The following is a 15,378-nucleotide window of genomic DNA, read 5'->3' as shown; positions in this document are numbered from 1 at the left end:
CGGCGCCGCCTGGAGGGGCCGTCTACCTGCCCTTGCCGAGCGGGGGCTGCAACTGGACCGGCTCCTTATCGCCGGGTCGCACCGCGAACAGGATTTCTCCCGAAACGCCTTGGGAATCGTCCGAACGGGTCTACTCTGTCGTGATCAACACCACCCGGACCGAGCGGATTCGACCATGGCAGCTGTTGACAGGACGCAGATCGACACGTCCAAGCCGAGCATCGCGCGGGTGTACGACGCTTTCATCGGCGGCAAGGACAACTTCGAGGTGGACCGCGAGGTCCTGCAGCAGATCCTGCAGATCGCCCCGGACGCGGTGCAGGTCGGGAAGCAGTGCCGGGGCTGGCTGATCCGGGTGGTCCGCTACCTCGCGGGGCCGGCCGGCGTCGACCAGTTCCTCGACCTGGGCTCGGGCCTGCCGAGCGCGGAGAACACCCACCAGGCGGCGCAGCGCATCAACCCCGAGGCGCGGGTGGTCTACTTCGACATCGACCCGTCGGTCGTCGCGCACGGCCGAGCGCTGCTGGTCGACAACGAGTACACGCACTTCGAGTTCGGGGACATGCGAAACCCCGCGGAGATCCTCCAGAACCCGGTGGTGACGAAGTACCTGGACCTGAGCCGCCCGGTGGCGCTGATCCAGGGCAACACCCTGCACCACGTGGCGGCGGACCGGGATCCGGCCGGCATCATGTCGACCTACATCGACGCCCTGGCTCCGGGCTCGTTCCTCGCGATCTCGCACCTCTACCACCCGGATGACGGCACATCCCGGGGCAGGCTGGCGGATGAAGCCCAAGCCGCGTTCAAAGCGATGATGGGCACCTGCTTCTACCGGAAGCGCCACGAGATCCAGGCGCTGTTCAACGGCCTGGAAATGATCGAACCGGGCCTGACGTACCTGTTCGACTGGTGGCCCGACGGCCCCCGCTTGAAGGAACCCTCCGACGCGGAGCACAACCTCCTCGGCGGAGTAGCCCGCAAACCCTGAGAAAACAGGCTCTTCAGAGGCTGCTTCCAAACTCATCCTGCGTGGCGGTGCGGGTAGCGGAACCTCAGGCGTCTTCTCGCTGTGGGATCCCCGACTCATGAATGCCGATTCACCACGTCGGGGCTGTCCTCGCGAGAAAACACCTGAGAACCCGCGGCGGTGCCGGTTGCGTAGGTGGGCTAAGCGGCTTCGCCGCTTCAAAGACAAGACCCCGCGCTACCACACCTCACACCACGACAGCCAGAACAGGCTCTACAGCAGCCCAAAGTACTCACGACCGGTGGGGCAGCCTGGCAGGTTGTGGCCGGTGGGAAGCCGCCTCCGGGCACATCTGCCGGAATCGCTACAGGATCCAGGTGACGACGCCGAGCGCGATCGCGACGGCGAGCAGGACCAGGCCGATGACCAGGACCGTTCGGCGCGGCGCCGCCTGCCCCGGGACGTCCGGCTGCTGCATCGGCGGGTAGCCGAAGCCCTGATCCATGCCCGTGAACTGCCCGGGTGGCAGGTACTCCGACGACGGCACCCAGGCGGAGCGGTCCGGGACCTCCAGCCGGGCCGGGCCGGGCTGCGGCGGGACGGTGGGGTCTGACGGAAACGGGGCGTTCGCGATCGGCGGGGGAGCGGTCGGCCGCGTCGCGCGGCGTTGCAGCCGGAGCCCGTACCCGGTCAGGCCCAGCCCGAGGAGCCCGATCAGGGCCGAGAGCACCGAGCCCAGCTTGTCCGCGATCTCCAGCACCCGAACAGATTGCCAGACCGGTGCGCGGAAAAGCGCTAGGCGAGCCGGATCCCGGGCCACTCGCCGGCGGCGGCCATCTGCCGCGTCACCACCGTGATGCCCTCCTGCACCGCCGCCACCGCGTCCCGGGACGGGTAGTACTCGACTGCGTTGCAGACCGCGACGCTGCGCGAGATGACCGGGTTGCGGATTCGCCGAACGCCGAGCTCCCGGTGGTTCTCCTGGTCCGCGACGCTCGACAGCGGCAGGATCGTGCACGCCTCGCCGCCGGCCGCGATGCGGATCATCGAGCCCAGCGAGTCCACGTCCGCGACGATCGACGGCACCAGGCCCTGCGCGGCGAACGCCCGGTCGATCAGCGCCCGCAGGTTGCTGCGGCCGCCGGGCACCACCAGCGGCGTGTCGTGCAGGTCGACCAGCCGGATCTCGTCCTCGTCGGCCGCGGGCGGTTTCGGCTGCCCGATGAGGAAGAGGTCTTCCGAGTACAGCGGGGTTTCGGCCGGTCGGACGGTGTCGTCGTCGCGGTAGAGCACCGCCAGGTCGAGGCGGCCGAGGGTGAGCAGTTCCTGGATGTAGCCGCTCATCGACTCGAACAGCTGGAGGTGGATGCCGGGGTGGTGCGCCTTCGTCCAGGAGAACAGCGCCGGCGCCAGGCGCACCGAGACGGTCGTCGGCAGCCCGACGGCGACCGGGCCGTGGATCTGGTCGCCGCTGAGCACGTCGCCCGCGATGCGGTCGAACTGCCGCACCAGCCGCTGCGCGTCGCGGTAGAGGGCGCGACCGGCGGCGGTGGGCGTCACGCCGCGCGGCCCGCGCTCCAGCAACCGGACGCCGAGCTCGGCCTCCAGGTGGGCGATCCGCTGGCTCAGCGCCGGTTGGGAGACGTAGAGCCGGGAGGCGGCGCGGGTCAGGCTGCCGGAGTCGACGACGGTGATGAAGTCGCGCAGGTGAGCGATGTCCACGTCGCCCCCGTTCCAGCTGCCTGTTCCACTCGTCCGGGATTCAACCACGCATCGCCCGCCCAGTCTCAGGACGCCGTTTTCGCGCGAAACCGTCACCGCTCCCTCACGAGGAGCGCCGGTTTCGCGCGAAAACGCCGTTCGGTACGCCTGGCGGAGGGCGATTTCGCGCGAAATCGCCGAACCGATCTCCGCTCGGCTACTCCGCCGCGCGCAGCAACCGCCGGGCGCGCTCGACCACGGGCCGGTCGATCATCGCGCCGTCCAGCGACACGGCTGCGCCGTTCGCCTGCTCGTCCGCGTCGACGACGCGTCGCGCCCACGCGATCTCCTCGGCGCTCGGGCGCATGGCGTCGCGGACGATCGGCAGCTGCGCGGGGTGGATGCACAGCTTCCCGCCGAAGCCCCATTCCTTGGCGCGGCGCGAATCCCGCTCGACGGCGTCGGTGTCGCTGATCGACGGCGTGACACCGTCGACCGGCGCGGGCAGCCCGTTCGCCGCGGACCAGCGGACCAGGTCCGCCCGCGAGGCGTCCAGCGCCGCGTCGGCCGTCACGCCGAGGTCCAGCGCCAGGTCGATGCTCCCGAACACCAGCCTGGTCAGGCCGGGAGCCGCGCAGATCTCGCCGAGGTTCACGAATCCACGCGCGGTTTCGACGAGCCCGAGCACCGGCCGGCCGGTGGCCCCGGCCGTCACCCGCACGTCCTCCGCGCTCTCGGTCTTCGGCAGGACCACCGCGTCGGGGCCGAGCTCCCGGCAGAGCTGCATGTCGGCGTCGAATTCCGGGCTGCTGCGCGCATTGACGCGCACCGCCACGCCAGCGCCGATCGGCCACGCGGCGCGCAGGTTCTCCCGCGCCGATGCCTTGGCGTCCGCCGGGACCGCGTCCTCCAGGTCGACGATGACGGCATCTGGCCCCGCGCCGAGGGCCTTGGCGAACCGCTCCGGACGTGACCCGGGCACGAACAGCCAGGTGACCGCGTTCTCCATCACACCACCCCATCTCGAACGAGTTCGTCCACATCGGACTCGCCATGGCCGAGCTCGGCCAAGATCTTCCTGGTGTGCTCGCCGACGTCCGGGATCGGATCCATCCGCGGCGCGGGATCGACCGGTCCGGGAGGCGCCAGCGCGGGCACCGGGCCGCGCGGCGTCTGCACCTCGTGCCACCGGCCGCGCGCCGCCAGCTGCGGGTGTTCCCACACGTCGGCGAGGGTGTTGACGCGGGCGCAGGCCACCGGCACGGCGGTCAGCAGCGCGGTCGCCTCGTCGCCGGTCAGGGCCGCGAAGCGGGCGGCGATGATCCGGCCCAGCTCCTCGCGGTTGGCGTTGCGGTTGGCGTTGCCCGCGTAGTCGGGATCCTCGGCGAGCTCCGGTCGGCCGAGGAACCGGTCGCAGAACGCCCGCCATTCCCGCTCGTTCTGGATGCTCATCATGATGACCTTGCCGTCGCCCGCGGTGAACGGGCCGTACGGGTAGATCGTGGCGTGCGCCGCGCCCGCGCGCGGCGGCGGCTCGGCGCCGTCGTAGGTGTAGTAGAGCGGGAAACCCATCCACTCGACCGTGGATTCCAGCATCGACACGTCGATGTGCGCGCCCCTGCCAGTGTTCGCGCGTTCCAGCAGCGCCGCGAGGATCGAGCTGTAGGCGTACATCCCGGCGGAGATGTCGGAGACGGAGATGCCGACCTTGGCCATGTCCGCGCCGGAACCGGTCACCGACAGCAGCCCGGCCTCGCTCTGCACCATCAGGTCGTAGGCCTTCATAGACTCGTACGGGCCGCCGCTGCCGTAGCCGGAGATGTCGCACACGACCAGCCCGGGGTTGCCGGCCTGCAGCTCCTCGGCGCCGAGGCCCATGCGGGCCGCCGCGCCCGGGGCGAGGTTCTGGATGAACACGTCCGCGGTGCCGAGCAGCTGCCGGAGCACCGCCATGCCGCGCGGGTCCTTGATGTCGAGCGTCAGCGACTCCTTGCTGCGGTTGACCCACACGAAGTGCGAGCTCAACCCGTTGACGCGGGAGTCGTACTGGCGCGCGAAGTCGCCGGCCCCCGGCCGCTCGACCTTGATCACCCGCGCGCCGAGGTCCGCGAGCTGCCTGCTGGCATAAGGCGCGGCGATGGCCTGTTCGAGGGCCACCACGGTCACGCCGCGGAGGGGTTGCACTGGCTTTCCACCTCTCAGGACAGGTTGGCGTGCGCGATGAGCGCGATGGTCACCGTGATCGCGCCGCCGATGCGCGTCGCGATCTGCGCGAACGGCATCAGGGCCATCCGGCGGGTGGCGCTGAGGATCGCGACGTCGCCGGTGCCGCCCATGCCGGTGTGGGTGCCGACGACGATCGCGGTGTCCACCGGGTACATGCCGATCCAGCGGCCCACCAGGAAGGCCGTGGCCATCATGGTGATCACGGTGGCGACGATGGTGACCACGGTGCCGACGGTGAACGCCTTGAGCAGCTCGTTCCACGGCGTGGACGACACCCCGATGGCGAACAGCAGCGGGTAGGTCACGGCGGTCGACATGAAGCCGTAGACCAGGCCGGAGTGGTGCTCCAGGCTGCGCGGCAGCCAGCGGGTCAGCTTCAGCGCGATCGCGGCGACCAGCATCACGATCGGCGCCGGCCAGTCGAACAGCGCGTGCGTGGCCTCGCCGAGCAGGTACAGCGCGAGGGCCATGAACCCGGCGGCCGCCAGCTGCCGGATGTCGAACGTGGGCTGCTCGCTCGCGGCGAGGTCGAGCCCGTCGCCCTCGGCGGGCTGGATCTTGCCGAAGCCGGTGGTCCGCGGGAAGCGCTGCCCGATCATGGACAGCACGCTGGAGAAGACGATCGCGCAGACGTTGGCCAGCAGCACCACCGGAAGCACCTGCGCCAGCAGCGTTTCCGCCGGCCCCGCGCCGGATTGCGAGTAGCCGAGGGTCAGCGGGATGGCGCCCTCGCCGAGGCCGCCGCCCATCACCGGCACGACGATGAAGAAGACGGTGCGGTGCAGGTCGCCGGTGATCGCCCAGCCGACCAGCGAACCGACCACCAGCGCGGCCACCGAGCCCGCGGCCAGCGGCACGAAGATCTTGAGGAAGCCCCTGATCAGCACGGTGCGGTTCATGCTCAGGATGGAGCCGACGATGATCCCGGCGATGAACACGTACAGGAAGTTCGTGGACTTGTAGAACGTCGAGATGCTCTTGGCCAGGTCGGCGGGGATCCACTCGGCGGCGACGAGGAAGGCGGGCAGGAAGGTCACCAGGATGACGGGCCCGCCGATCGAGCGGAAGCCGGGAATGCGCCTGCCGACCTCGTAGCAGGTGTAGCTGCAGACGCCGAGCAGCGCGGCCATCGTCGGGATGTCGGCCTTCAGGTCGTCCTGCCAGGCGAGCACCGCGAGCACGACGACCAGCAGCGCGTAGAACGGCAGCGGGATGACGCCGATCCGGACCGACCAGATGGACCGGTGCCGCTCGGCGGGAACCACGTGCTCCGCCGATGCCGTGTCCGGGGGTGATGCCATCGCGCTACCTCCTCGTAGGGATAGCAGGCATCAAACCTCCGGCCGCCGGGCCCGAGTAGGGGCCGAATCCCGAGGTGGGCATAAGCCGCGCTTATGGCTGGGCGCTGGCCGCGCCGAGCAACTCGCGCATGCCGGTAGAACGCCGCACCCGAATCGCGGGGTAGAACTCCGGCCAGGCCGAAGCGGAACCGGGCGGCCACGGGCGTCCACAGTGCACAAATCCGGGCGCTGCGCTCGCCGTTCAGCGGGTCTGCGGCGGGTCCGGGGCGAGGGTTCCGTCCGGGGCGATGTGGTCGAAGATCTGGTCCACCAGCGCCACCACGTGCGGGTCGTCGACGGTGTAGAGGTGGCGGCGGCCGTCGCGGCGGGCCGTGATGACGCCCGCCAGCCGGAGCTTGCTCAGGTGCTGGCTGACCGTCGCGATGCTGATGCCGACCCGCTTCGCCAGCGTGCCGACGTCGTACGAGCCGTGTGTGATCAACCACACGAGGTGGAGCCGCGGCGGGCTGGCGAGCAGGGCGAACGTCGCCGCTGCGGCGGCCAGCTGGGCCTCGGTCGGTTCGGCCTCCTGCCTGGGCAGGCCGGGTTCTGCGGTGGGCAGCGCGGGATTTTTCGGCATGGCGAGTTCGATTCTTCCGCATCGCACAACCCCGGGGTGGCCGCCGCGCAAACACTTCGTTGGTTGCGAAAACTACGAAATGACTGCGAGGGTTGTCCTCGTTCCGAAGGGGAGTAGTCCGCAAGACCACCGTCGACACGCTGAGATCCGTCTCCGGCGGTGGCGCCCGCGATGCGGGTGGACGAGACCTTCGGCCAGCTGATCTGCGCCTGGCCGAGACCCCTGGACGTCCCGGCCGAGGCAGGCCGTGGTCCGGGAAGGTGCTCGATGTCCACCAAGTTGCTGCGTCCGCTCGCGCTCTGCGGAGCCCTGGCGGTGCCCGCGTTGACCATCCGGTTCGCCGGGCTGCCGGTGAGCCCGGTGCTCGGCCTGCTGCTGTTCGGCATGGCCGTCGTCGCCTCGTCGTTCGTCCTGGCCTGGGCCGCGGAGGCGGCGCAGGTCGACATCTCCGGCGGCCTGGCGATCGCCATCCTCGCCGTGATCGCCGTGCTGCCCGAGTACGCGGTCGACCTCTTCTTCGCCTACACCGCGGGCAGCGATCCCGCCTACGTCGCCTACGCCGCGGCGAACATGACCGGCTCCAACCGGCTGCTGCTCGGCCTGGGCTGGTCGCTGGTGGTGATCGTCGCGCTGGCGCTGGCCAAGCGGCGCACCGGCAAGACCGTGCGGGAGCTGACCCTGGAGTCCGGCAACCGGGTGGAGCTCGGGTTCCTCGCGATCGCCTCGGTGGTCGCCTTCGTGGTGCCCGCGACCGGGCAGATCTCCCTGCTGCTCGGGTTCGCGCTGCTCGGTTTCTTCGTGTTCTACCTGTGGAAGGTCTCGCGCGCGGAGACGGCGGAACCCGACCTGGTCGGCACCGCGGCCACCATCGGCGGGCTGCCCAAGCACGTCCGACGGCCGCTGGTGATCGCGCTGTTCGTGTTCTCCGCCGCGGTGATCGTCGCCTGCGCCGAGCCGTTCGCCCACTCGCTGATCGAAACCGGCACCCAACTGGGCATCGACGAGTTCCTGCTGGTGCAGTGGCTCGCGCCGCTGGCCTCGGAGGCGCCCGAGTTCATCGTGGCGATCCTGTTCGCGGTCCGCGGCAAGGGCGCCGACGCCATCGGAACGCTGATCTCCAGCAAGGTCAACCAGTGGACCCTGCTGGTGGGCAGCCTGCCGGTGGCCTACCTGTTCGGCGGCGGCGGGACGGCGCTGCACCTCGACGCCCGCCAGGTGGAGGAGTTCCTGCTCACCGCGACGCAAACGGTGCTCGGTGTGGCCGCGTTGCTGGCGTTGCGCTTCCCGCGCTGGGCGGCGTGGACGCTGCTCGCGCTGTTCGCAGTGCAGTTCGCGCTGCCCGGCCAGACCGCTCGCTACGTCCTGTGCGGCATCTACGCCGCGATCGCGATCGCTGCGCTCATCCGCAACCGCAGGCACATCCTGCCGACCCTCGCCGCACCCTTCCGGCGCGAGGTCGCCGAACCCGAGGTGAAGGAGCCGGCGGCCGTGGGCTGAGCCGTTCATCAGCGGGCGCACCCCCAGTCTCGCGCCCGCTGGTGAACCCTCAGGTGCTGCGCAGGGCGACGCAGCACTCCCCGGGCCGCGGTTCGAGCACCGCCTCCACGGACCGGGCCTCCAGACCGGCGAGGAATCCCCGCAGGAAGGCGTGGTTGAGCCCGCACACCAGCTGCGGCGACCTGGCGGTCAACGGGTGGAACGGGCAGTTGCGCAGCCGGACGCAGGTCGGCGTCTCCCGGTCCGGTTCGAAGCCGTAGCGGGCCAGCACGTCCTCGGTCCTGGTCAGCGCGCGTTCGGCGCCGAGCCGGCCGGGGCGGCTGCGGATGCGCTCCTCGGTGCCCAGGCGGTGCCCGCGTTCGTGCGCGGTGCGCATCGCCGCCTCGATCGCGGTCTCCTGGTCGCCCTCGCTGAGCACCGCGTCGAGCAGGATGTCGGCCAGCAGGTCGGGGCGCCGCGGCGGGATGCTCACCCCGATGTGGGCATCGGTGGGCTCGTAGACCTTCGGCGTGCGCCCGACCTTGCGGATGCCGCCCACCGGCTCGAACCGCGCGCACAGCAGCCCCGCGTCGACGAGCTTGTCCAGGTGGAAGGCGGCGAGCTTGCGGGAGATGCCGACCGCGGCGGCCGCTTCGTCCCGGCCGATCGGACGCCGGGCGCGGCGGATGAACTCGTACATCCCGCGTCGCAGGTCGTCCGCCAACACGGCGATCGCCGCCATCGAGCCCGCCACCGGCTCGTCGCTGGACACCATGTCCTAACGGTAACGCTTCCCGCGCCCAATGCGGTGTCCGAAATCGCACCGGAACATCGGCATGCTGCTGCATTGACCCGGCTTCCGGAATAAGACTAACGTTCGTTGGTGAAACCAGGTCCGGCCTGGCACAACCGACCGGAGGAACGCCCGATGTCCGCCCTCTCCCCGCACGTCGTCCACGAGTCCGATGGCGAGATCGACCTCGCCGCCGCCGAGAAGGCCGCCGGCGACCTGCTGCGGGCGCTGGGGATCTCCACGGACTCCGAGAGCCTGGTCGGCACGCCCGGCCGCATGGCCCGCGCGTACGCCGAGCTGTTCTCGCCGCGGCCGTTCGACCTGACGACCTTCCCGAACGAGGAGCAGTACGACGAGCTCGTGCTCGCGCGGTCGATCCCGGTGCGCTCGGTCTGCGAGCACCACCTGCTGCCGTTCGTCGGCGTCGCACACGTCGGCTACCTGCCGGGCGACCGGATCCTCGGGCTGTCCAAGCTGGCCCGGATCGTCGAGCACTTCGCCTGCCGCCCGCAGGTCCAGGAGCGGCTGACCAAGCAGGTCGCCGACTGGCTGTGCGCGCAGCTCGACCCCAAGGGCGTCGGCGTCGTGATCGAAGCCGAGCACACCTGCATGACCCTGCGCGGCGTGCAGGCCACCGGCTCCAACACCGTGACCTCGACGCTGCTGGGCACCCTCCGGCAGGACGCGCGCTCCCGGCAGGAGTTCTTCGCCCTCACCGGCGTCAACGCCTGACGGGCTCAGTCCGAGCGCGCCGCGTGCTCGGGTGTGCGCGGGATTCGGCGGAACAGCGCGTCGAGTGCGAACGGTCCGGCACCGAGCACGGCGATCAGCAGGAAGAACCAGGCGTAGAGCGCGGCCGGAACGCCGGCGTTCTGGATGGGGAGCAGGCCCCGGGGCTGGTGCACGGAGAAGTACGCGTACGCCATCGCGCCCGAGCAGACCAGCGCGGCCGGCCTGGTGAAGAGCCCGAGCAGGACCAGACCGCCGCCGACGAACTGGATGACCCCCGCCCACCAGGACGGCCAAGCGAACAGCGGCGCGGCGTACGGCGCGCCCAGCACGCCGAACAGGCCGGCCGCACCGTGCAGCATGAACATGAAGGACACGACGATCCGCGTCACGGACAACGCGATCCCGCCCAGTCGATCCGAATGGTCGTGCGTCACACGACTGCCCTCCTCCGCGGTGTTGCCCTGATGACGTAGGCGTTTCCGCGCGAGGAACTTCCCAATCCGGACGGGCCCGTTCCAGAGGTGATGTGCCGCGGACTTCAGCGGATCTGCCAGGGACAACGCCGAAATCGGCTGGGGTGCTTTTCCCGGTCCTCGCCTCCGGCGAAGCCGTGTCCCCTCGGCCCGACATCGCCTTCGCCCCGATCCGCGGCGCCGCGTTGGCGCACTGGGCGCACCGCGAGCCGGCCCGACCTGATCAGGGACTTCGCACAGATCGTCGAAGAGCACGGCCCGTTCGCCCGCTAGGCGGCGATGTCCCTCCTCTCGCCGGATCTTTCGCCGCCGGGACCAACGATCGCGCCCGGATCCGGAACGATCAATGCGCGATCGGGAAATCGACCGTGAACTCGAACTCAACGATGCAGCCAGGTCCGGCTTCTTCGGCGCGGCTCCGGCACGCGCCGATCGTTGATCGCGGCTAAACGGACGTTTCGATTTGTCGTCTTGTTCGGACGCGCCGCGATTCCGCAGGCTTTACGCAGCATCGGCAATCGCACGACAGGAGGGCGGCAGCCGTGGTCCGCGCCAGCGGATTCCACCCGGTGACCGCCCTCCATCGGGACAACCGCTGCGCAGTCGATCGGGACGGCGGGCGGCGGGTGATGGCCCGGGCCGACGCCGGCTCGCGCGCCCCGTGCTGCCGATCGTCATCTCTCGGGAACAAGGACAGGATCAACCAACGATGAAGCTCACCGTGACCACCTTCATCTCCCTCGACGGGGTGCTGCAGAGCCCGGGCGGGCCGGCGGAGGACAACTCGCTCGGGTTCGACCTGGGTGGCTGGCTCGTGCCGCACGTCGACGAGGGGTTCAACGCCATCGCCGGGCCGTGGTTCGAGGACGCCGACGCGTTCCTGCTCGGGCGGCGCACCTACCAGCTGATGGCCGCGCACTGGCCGAACATCACCAACCCGGAGGACCAGGCGGCGACCAAGCTGAACACGCTGCCCAAGTACGTCCCGTCGGCCACGCTGACGAGCGCCGACTGGCACAACACGCACATCCTCGCCGGCGGTGACCTGGTCCGGCAGGTGACGGACCTCAAGGCGCAGGAGGGGCGGGCCCTGCAGGTCCACGGCAGCGGCAGGCTCATCCAGTTCCTGCTGAAGAACCGGCTGGTCGACGAGCTGCGGCTGCTGACCTTCCCGGTGACGCTGGGCAAGGGCCAGCGCCTGTTCGAGCAGGGCGTCGCCCCGACGACGTGGCAGCTCACCGGCGTCCGGTCGACGCCCGCCGGAGTCATCGGCCAGACCTACAGCTACGTCGGCGCGGTCTCGGCCGGGAACATCGTCGTCGGAGCCGGCGGAAAGGAAGAACTCGAACAGGCCCGCTGATCCCCTGGTGGGTCCAGATACAAGAAATCGCCCCTCGCCGGAGTCCCCCGGTGAGGGGCGATTCGCGCCTTCCCCAACAGGGGCTCGAACCTGCTATCGAACGGCTGAAGCGAAGATGGGAATAAGGTGGGGGTTGATCTTGAACCGGATCAACCCCCGTTTCGCACGCCTGCGCCTTTGCGCCCCCAGCAGGACTCGAACCTGCGACCTAAGGATTAGAAGTCCTTTGCTCTATCCAGCTGAGCTATGGGGGCCGATCGGGTTGCGGCTCGCCTGGGCTGCAGCAAGCAGGGTAGCCGTACGGGGGGGCAGGTGTGGGACTGACGCCGCACCGTTGCCGAGCCGGTACCTAACGGCAAGCTGATCGACTGCCGAACGCGACCCGATCAGGCGGGTGGCAGCTTGTGCAGGGCGGCCGTGGTGAGCCAGAACAGCTGGTCAGCGGTATCGGCCGCGGAGGCACCCTGCATCGAGAGCATGGTCACCAGCGTCCGGTCGGACCGGATCGCGGTGGCCGCGGTGCAGGTCTGGTGCGTGTTCACGAGCTCGCAGTACAACCAGGCCGAATGGCCCTCGATGTCGGTCGCCGCGCCGCGTGGCTGGCGGGTGACGACGGCCTGGTACGGCTCGTAGAAGCCGGCCGCTGCGGTGTTCTCCGGGCCGCTGGCCAGCAGGTGGGCGCAGGCGCCCGCGATCGGGTTGTCCGCGTGCGGCGGTCCCACCGGGCCGCCGACCTCCGCGAGATCCACCGGCGTCAGCAGGCCGCAGGAGTCGATCCCCTCGATGTTGCGCGGGGTGGCGATGCGCACTTGGGTCACGACGGTCGACGGTGGTTGCGAAGGCGGCGTCGTGTTGTCGTAGAACCCCGCTGCCGGTACCGGCTCGCCGGAAACCTGCGCGGCGCAGGCGGTCGCCGCGAACAGCAGCAACATCGGCAGCAGGAACGCACAGCGACGGACAATGGTCACGCGGTAACCGTAGCGGCCCGCGGGTGCGGCAGACCACGTTCCCGCGCGCCATCCTGCGGCGTGGCCGCCACGCGTCGGCCGTTACGCTCGGTGTGTGCCATCCGAAACCCCCGTACCAGCACCGGAACGGCGCGGCACGGCCAGCGCGGTGGGCGTGCTGGTCGTCACCGCCGGGGTGCTGGCGGCCCTGATCGCCGCCGCCCTCACCACGCTTTCCGCCGGTGCCTCATACGCCCTGCTCGGCCTGCCCGATCCCGGGCCGATCACGAAGTACGGGTTGCCGGTGGTCCGGGTGCTGGCGGAGTCCGGTGCGGTGGTGTGCATCGGCTCGTTGCTGCTGGCGGCGTTCGGGATCCCGGCGAAGCGCTCGGGCGCGCTGGCCGCCGATGGGTACGCGGCCGTGCGGACCGCCGGCTGGGCGGCGGCCGTCTGGTGCCTGGGCGCGGCGCTGATGGTGCCGTTCATCGCCGCCGACGCCACCGGGCGCCCGGTGTCCGATGTGCTCAGCGCCGAAGTGCTGTTCGGCCTCGTCGATGCCTTGGAGGAAGCCAAGGCCTGGGCGCTGACCGCGCTGTTCGCGTTCGTGGTCGCGCTGGCCTGCCGGGTGGTGCTGTCCTGGGGCTGGACCGTGGTGACCTTCGGCCTGGGGCTCGCCGGGCTGTTCCCGGTGATCGCCACCGGCCACTCGGCCAGCGGTGGCGCGCACGACATCGCGACCAACAGCCTGCTCTTCCACCTGTTCGGGGCGGTCATCTGGGTCGGCGGCCTGGTGGCGCTGCTGGCGCACGCTGCCCGCGACGGCGCCCACCTGCCGCTGGTGGCCAGGCGGTTCTCGCTGGTCGCCCTGGTCTGCTGGGCGGCCATGGCGCTGTCCGGCGTGATCAACTCGCTGGTCCGGGTTTCGCCGGAGCAGCTGTTCACCTCCACCTACGGCGTGCTGCTGGTGCTCAAGACCGTCGGGCTGGTGGCGCTCGGCGTGTTCGGCTTCTTCCAGCGCCGCAGCGTCGTGCAGCGGCTGGACGGCGGGGCCGGCAGGTCGGCGCTGCTGCGGCTGGGCGCGGGCGAGGTGCTGGTCATGTTCGCCACGATCGGCATCGCCGTCGCGCTGGGGCGCACGCCGCCGCCGGACGGGGCCAGGGAGGTGCCCGGCCGGACCGAGCTGCTGATCGGTTATCCGCTCGACGAGCCGCCGACGTTCCTCCGCCTGCTGTTCGACGGCCGGTTCGACCTGGTCTACGGCACGCTCGCGCTGACCCTGGCCGCGCTGTACCTGGTGGGCGTCCACCGGCTGCGCAAGCGCGGCGACGCCTGGCCGGTCGGCCGGACCATCGCCTGGCTGTGCGGCTGCGCGACGATCCTGGTGGCCACCTCGTCGGGGATCGGCAAGTACGCGCCCGCCGTGTTCAGCGTGCACATGGGCCAGCACATGCTGATGTCCATGCTGGCGCCGGTCTTCCTGGTGATGGCCGGCCCGACCTCGCTGGCGCTGCGGGTGTTCAAGCCCGCCGGGAAGTCGCAGCCCCCGGGGCCGCGCGAGTGGCTGCTGGCCTTCGTGCACTCGCCGGTGACGCGGCTGCTGACCAACCCGATCGTCGCGTTGGCCTTGTTCGTCGGGTCCTTCTACGCGCTGTACTTCACCGGTCTGTTCGACGTGGCGCTGACCGAGCACTGGGCGCACCTGGCGATGAACGCGCACTTCCTGCTGGTGGGCTACATCTTCTACTGGCCGGTGATCGGCATCGACCCGGCGCCGCGCCCGCTGCCCTCGCTGGGCAAGGTCGGCCTGGTCTTCGCCTCCATGCCGTTCCACGCGTTCTTCGGGATCGTGCTGATGATGTCGCAGACCGTCATCGGGGCGAGCTTCTACCGCGGCCTGGACCTGCCCTGGATGACCGATCTGCTCGCCGACCAGCGGCTTGGCGGCGGGCTGGCCTGGGCGTCGGGCGAGGTGCCGCTGGTCGTGGTCATGCTGGCGCTGCTGATCCAGTGGTCCCGCGCGGATTCCCGGGCCGCCCGGAGAATCGACCGGAAGGCCGATGCGGACGGCGACGCGGATCTGGCCGCCTACAACGAAATGCTTAAGCAGCTCTCCGACAAGGACACCCCTCGGCGTAGTTGACCTGGCCGATCGGCCGGAGTTGTCACGGAACGCGGTAAATCGGTCGCGCTGCGTGACGATCTTCGGGCAGTCTTGGTTCGCGGGCCGGAAGTCGGCCGCGCAGGACCGAGAGGAGCGGCAGAGATGTTCGAGACCCAGGTGACGGTGGTGGGCTACGTCATCACCGAGCCCGTCGTGCGGGAGACGCAGAACGGAAACCGGGTGGTGAGCTTCCGGGCGGCGGCGACCTCCCGCCGGTTCGACCGGGACACCGGGGAATGGGTGGACGGCGACCGGTTCCTCGCGACGGTGAACTGCTGGAAGCGGCTGGCCGACGGGGTCGCCGCGGCGTTGGGCAAGGGCGATCCGGTGGTGGCGACCGGGCGGTTGCGCACCCGCGAGTACGAGGCGGGCGGGCAGTGGCGCACCGTCGTCGAGCTGGAGGCCACCGCGATCGGCCTAGACCTGGCGCGGGCCGCGCCACCGGAGGCGCCGGGCGTGCCCCGACCACGGTCGGCGACGGACCGCGGGCTCGTCTCGCTGCCCGGCGGTTGATCGCGATTCTTTCTCCCGATCATTGCGGATTTCGGTTCCGGGGAGGTGATAACCGCCGGTGTGGGGCGGCCGGACGCCGTCGGCGAGGTGCTGGGGGACCGCGTGC

General features: G+C 70.5%; 15 protein-coding genes and 1 tRNA gene. 6 read left to right on the top strand and 10 right to left on the bottom strand.

Annotation, left to right across the window (positions count from 1 at the left end; genetic code table 11):
* Positions 1-175 precede the first annotated feature (175 nt).
* A complete protein-coding gene (locus AC07EQ_RS14550) occupies positions 176-991 on the top strand; it encodes an SAM-dependent methyltransferase (RefSeq protein WP_478388444.1) in 816 nt (271 codons plus the stop codon).
* Positions 992-1,334: 343 nt separating this feature from the next.
* Here the strand turns inward: AC07EQ_RS14550 and AC07EQ_RS14545 are convergent, their stop codons facing one another.
* From AC07EQ_RS14545 to AC07EQ_RS14520, 6 genes are all read right to left on the bottom strand, one after another.
* Complete coding sequence (locus AC07EQ_RS14545; protein WP_478388443.1) at positions 1,335-1,730, bottom strand: hypothetical protein; 396 nt, start codon at positions 1,728-1,730, stop codon at positions 1,335-1,337.
* 35 nt (positions 1,731-1,765) lie between these two features.
* A complete protein-coding gene (locus AC07EQ_RS14540) occupies positions 1,766-2,692 on the bottom strand; it encodes a LysR substrate-binding domain-containing protein (RefSeq protein WP_478388442.1) in 927 nt (308 codons plus the stop codon).
* A gap of 196 nt (positions 2,693-2,888) precedes the next feature.
* Positions 2,889-3,680 carry an HpcH/HpaI aldolase/citrate lyase family protein gene (locus AC07EQ_RS14535; protein WP_478388441.1) on the bottom strand — a complete coding sequence of 264 codons (792 nt, stop codon included), beginning with the start codon at positions 3,678-3,680 and terminating at the stop codon, positions 2,889-2,891.
* Positions 3,680-4,855: a CaiB/BaiF CoA transferase family protein gene (locus tag AC07EQ_RS14530; protein WP_478388440.1), complete on the bottom strand. Its 1,176-nt coding sequence runs from the start codon at positions 4,853-4,855 to the stop codon at positions 3,680-3,682. The genes AC07EQ_RS14535 and AC07EQ_RS14530 overlap by 1 nt, the downstream gene beginning before the upstream one ends.
* A gap of 14 nt (positions 4,856-4,869) precedes the next feature.
* The gene (locus tag AC07EQ_RS14525) at positions 4,870-6,198 is read right to left on the bottom strand and encodes a 2-hydroxycarboxylate transporter family protein (RefSeq protein ID WP_478388439.1); all 1,329 of its coding nucleotides are present in this window, start codon (positions 6,196-6,198) and stop codon (positions 4,870-4,872) included.
* Positions 6,199-6,439: 241 nt separating this feature from the next.
* On the bottom strand, positions 6,440-6,817 hold the full coding sequence (locus AC07EQ_RS14520) for an ArsR/SmtB family transcription factor (RefSeq protein WP_478388438.1): 378 nt from the start codon (positions 6,815-6,817) through the stop codon (positions 6,440-6,442).
* Between the two features lie 267 nt (positions 6,818-7,084).
* Here AC07EQ_RS14520 and AC07EQ_RS14515 point away from each other — a divergent pair, with 267 nt between their 5' ends.
* Positions 7,085-8,314 carry a sodium:proton exchanger gene (locus AC07EQ_RS14515; RefSeq protein WP_478388437.1) on the top strand — a complete coding sequence of 410 codons (1,230 nt, stop codon included), beginning with the start codon at positions 7,085-7,087 and terminating at the stop codon, positions 8,312-8,314.
* Positions 8,315-8,363: 49 nt separating this feature from the next.
* Here the strand turns inward: AC07EQ_RS14515 and AC07EQ_RS14510 are convergent, their stop codons facing one another.
* Positions 8,364-9,068, bottom strand: a complete 705-nt coding sequence (locus tag AC07EQ_RS14510) for a helix-turn-helix transcriptional regulator (protein ID WP_132486963.1) — start codon at positions 9,066-9,068, stop codon at positions 8,364-8,366.
* Positions 9,069-9,221: 153 nt separating this feature from the next.
* Between AC07EQ_RS14510 and folE the strand changes: the two genes are divergently transcribed.
* Positions 9,222-9,818: a GTP cyclohydrolase I FolE gene (folE, locus tag AC07EQ_RS14505; protein ID WP_478388436.1), complete on the top strand. Its 597-nt coding sequence runs from the start codon at positions 9,222-9,224 to the stop codon at positions 9,816-9,818.
* Between the two features lie 5 nt (positions 9,819-9,823).
* Here the strand turns inward: folE and AC07EQ_RS14500 are convergent, their stop codons facing one another.
* Complete coding sequence (locus AC07EQ_RS14500) at positions 9,824-10,252, bottom strand: DoxX family protein (protein ID WP_478388435.1); 429 nt, start codon at positions 10,250-10,252, stop codon at positions 9,824-9,826.
* 748 nt (positions 10,253-11,000) lie between these two features.
* On the opposite strand from AC07EQ_RS14500, the gene AC07EQ_RS14495 reads away from it, so the two are divergent.
* On the top strand, positions 11,001-11,651 hold the full coding sequence (locus AC07EQ_RS14495; RefSeq protein WP_478388434.1) for a dihydrofolate reductase family protein: 651 nt from the start codon (positions 11,001-11,003) through the stop codon (positions 11,649-11,651).
* Positions 11,652-11,831: 180 nt separating this feature from the next.
* Here the strand turns inward: AC07EQ_RS14495 and AC07EQ_RS14490 are convergent.
* Positions 11,832-11,905: transfer RNA gene (locus AC07EQ_RS14490), tRNA-Arg, on the bottom strand.
* Positions 11,906-12,037: 132 nt separating this feature from the next.
* On the bottom strand, positions 12,038-12,619 hold the full coding sequence (locus AC07EQ_RS14485) for a DUF3558 family protein (RefSeq protein ID WP_478388433.1): 582 nt from the start codon (positions 12,617-12,619) through the stop codon (positions 12,038-12,040).
* Positions 12,620-12,713: 94 nt separating this feature from the next.
* Here AC07EQ_RS14485 and AC07EQ_RS14480 point away from each other — a divergent pair, with 94 nt between their 5' ends.
* On the top strand, positions 12,714-14,738 hold the full coding sequence (locus AC07EQ_RS14480; protein WP_478388432.1) for a bifunctional copper resistance protein CopD/cytochrome c oxidase assembly protein: 2,025 nt from the start codon (positions 12,714-12,716) through the stop codon (positions 14,736-14,738).
* 123 nt (positions 14,739-14,861) lie between these two features.
* A complete protein-coding gene (gene ssb / locus AC07EQ_RS14475; protein WP_478388431.1) occupies positions 14,862-15,272 on the top strand; it encodes a single-stranded DNA-binding protein in 411 nt (136 codons plus the stop codon).
* Positions 15,273-15,378 lie beyond the last annotated feature (106 nt).

This window comes from Saccharopolyspora sp. NPDC045839, from assembly GCF_056431645.1.
Note: the sequence above shows the minus strand (reverse complement) of the source record. Positions and strands in the feature narration are given on the sequence as shown.

Bases quoted from the DNA above. Each gene is read 5' to 3' on its own strand.
- AC07EQ_RS14510 (WP_132486963.1), bottom strand. From the start codon at position 9,068: ATGGTGTCCAGCGACGAGCCGGTGGCGGGCTCGATGGCGGCGATCGCC.
- AC07EQ_RS14535 (WP_478388441.1), bottom strand. From the start codon at position 3,680: ATGGAGAACGCGGTCACCTGGCTGTTCGTGCCCGGGTCACGTCCGGAG.
- AC07EQ_RS14495 (WP_478388434.1), top strand. From the start codon at position 11,001: ATGAAGCTCACCGTGACCACCTTCATCTCCCTCGACGGGGTGCTGCAG.
- folE (WP_478388436.1), top strand. From the start codon at position 9,222: ATGTCCGCCCTCTCCCCGCACGTCGTCCACGAGTCCGATGGCGAGATC.
- AC07EQ_RS14515 (WP_478388437.1), top strand. From the start codon at position 7,085: ATGTCCACCAAGTTGCTGCGTCCGCTCGCGCTCTGCGGAGCCCTGGCG.
- AC07EQ_RS14520 (WP_478388438.1), bottom strand. From the start codon at position 6,817: ATGCCGAAAAATCCCGCGCTGCCCACCGCAGAACCCGGCCTGCCCAGG.
- AC07EQ_RS14525 (WP_478388439.1), bottom strand. From the start codon at position 6,198: ATGGCATCACCCCCGGACACGGCATCGGCGGAGCACGTGGTTCCCGCC.
- ssb (WP_478388431.1), top strand. From the start codon at position 14,862: ATGTTCGAGACCCAGGTGACGGTGGTGGGCTACGTCATCACCGAGCCC.
- AC07EQ_RS14550 (WP_478388444.1), top strand. From the start codon at position 176: ATGGCAGCTGTTGACAGGACGCAGATCGACACGTCCAAGCCGAGCATC.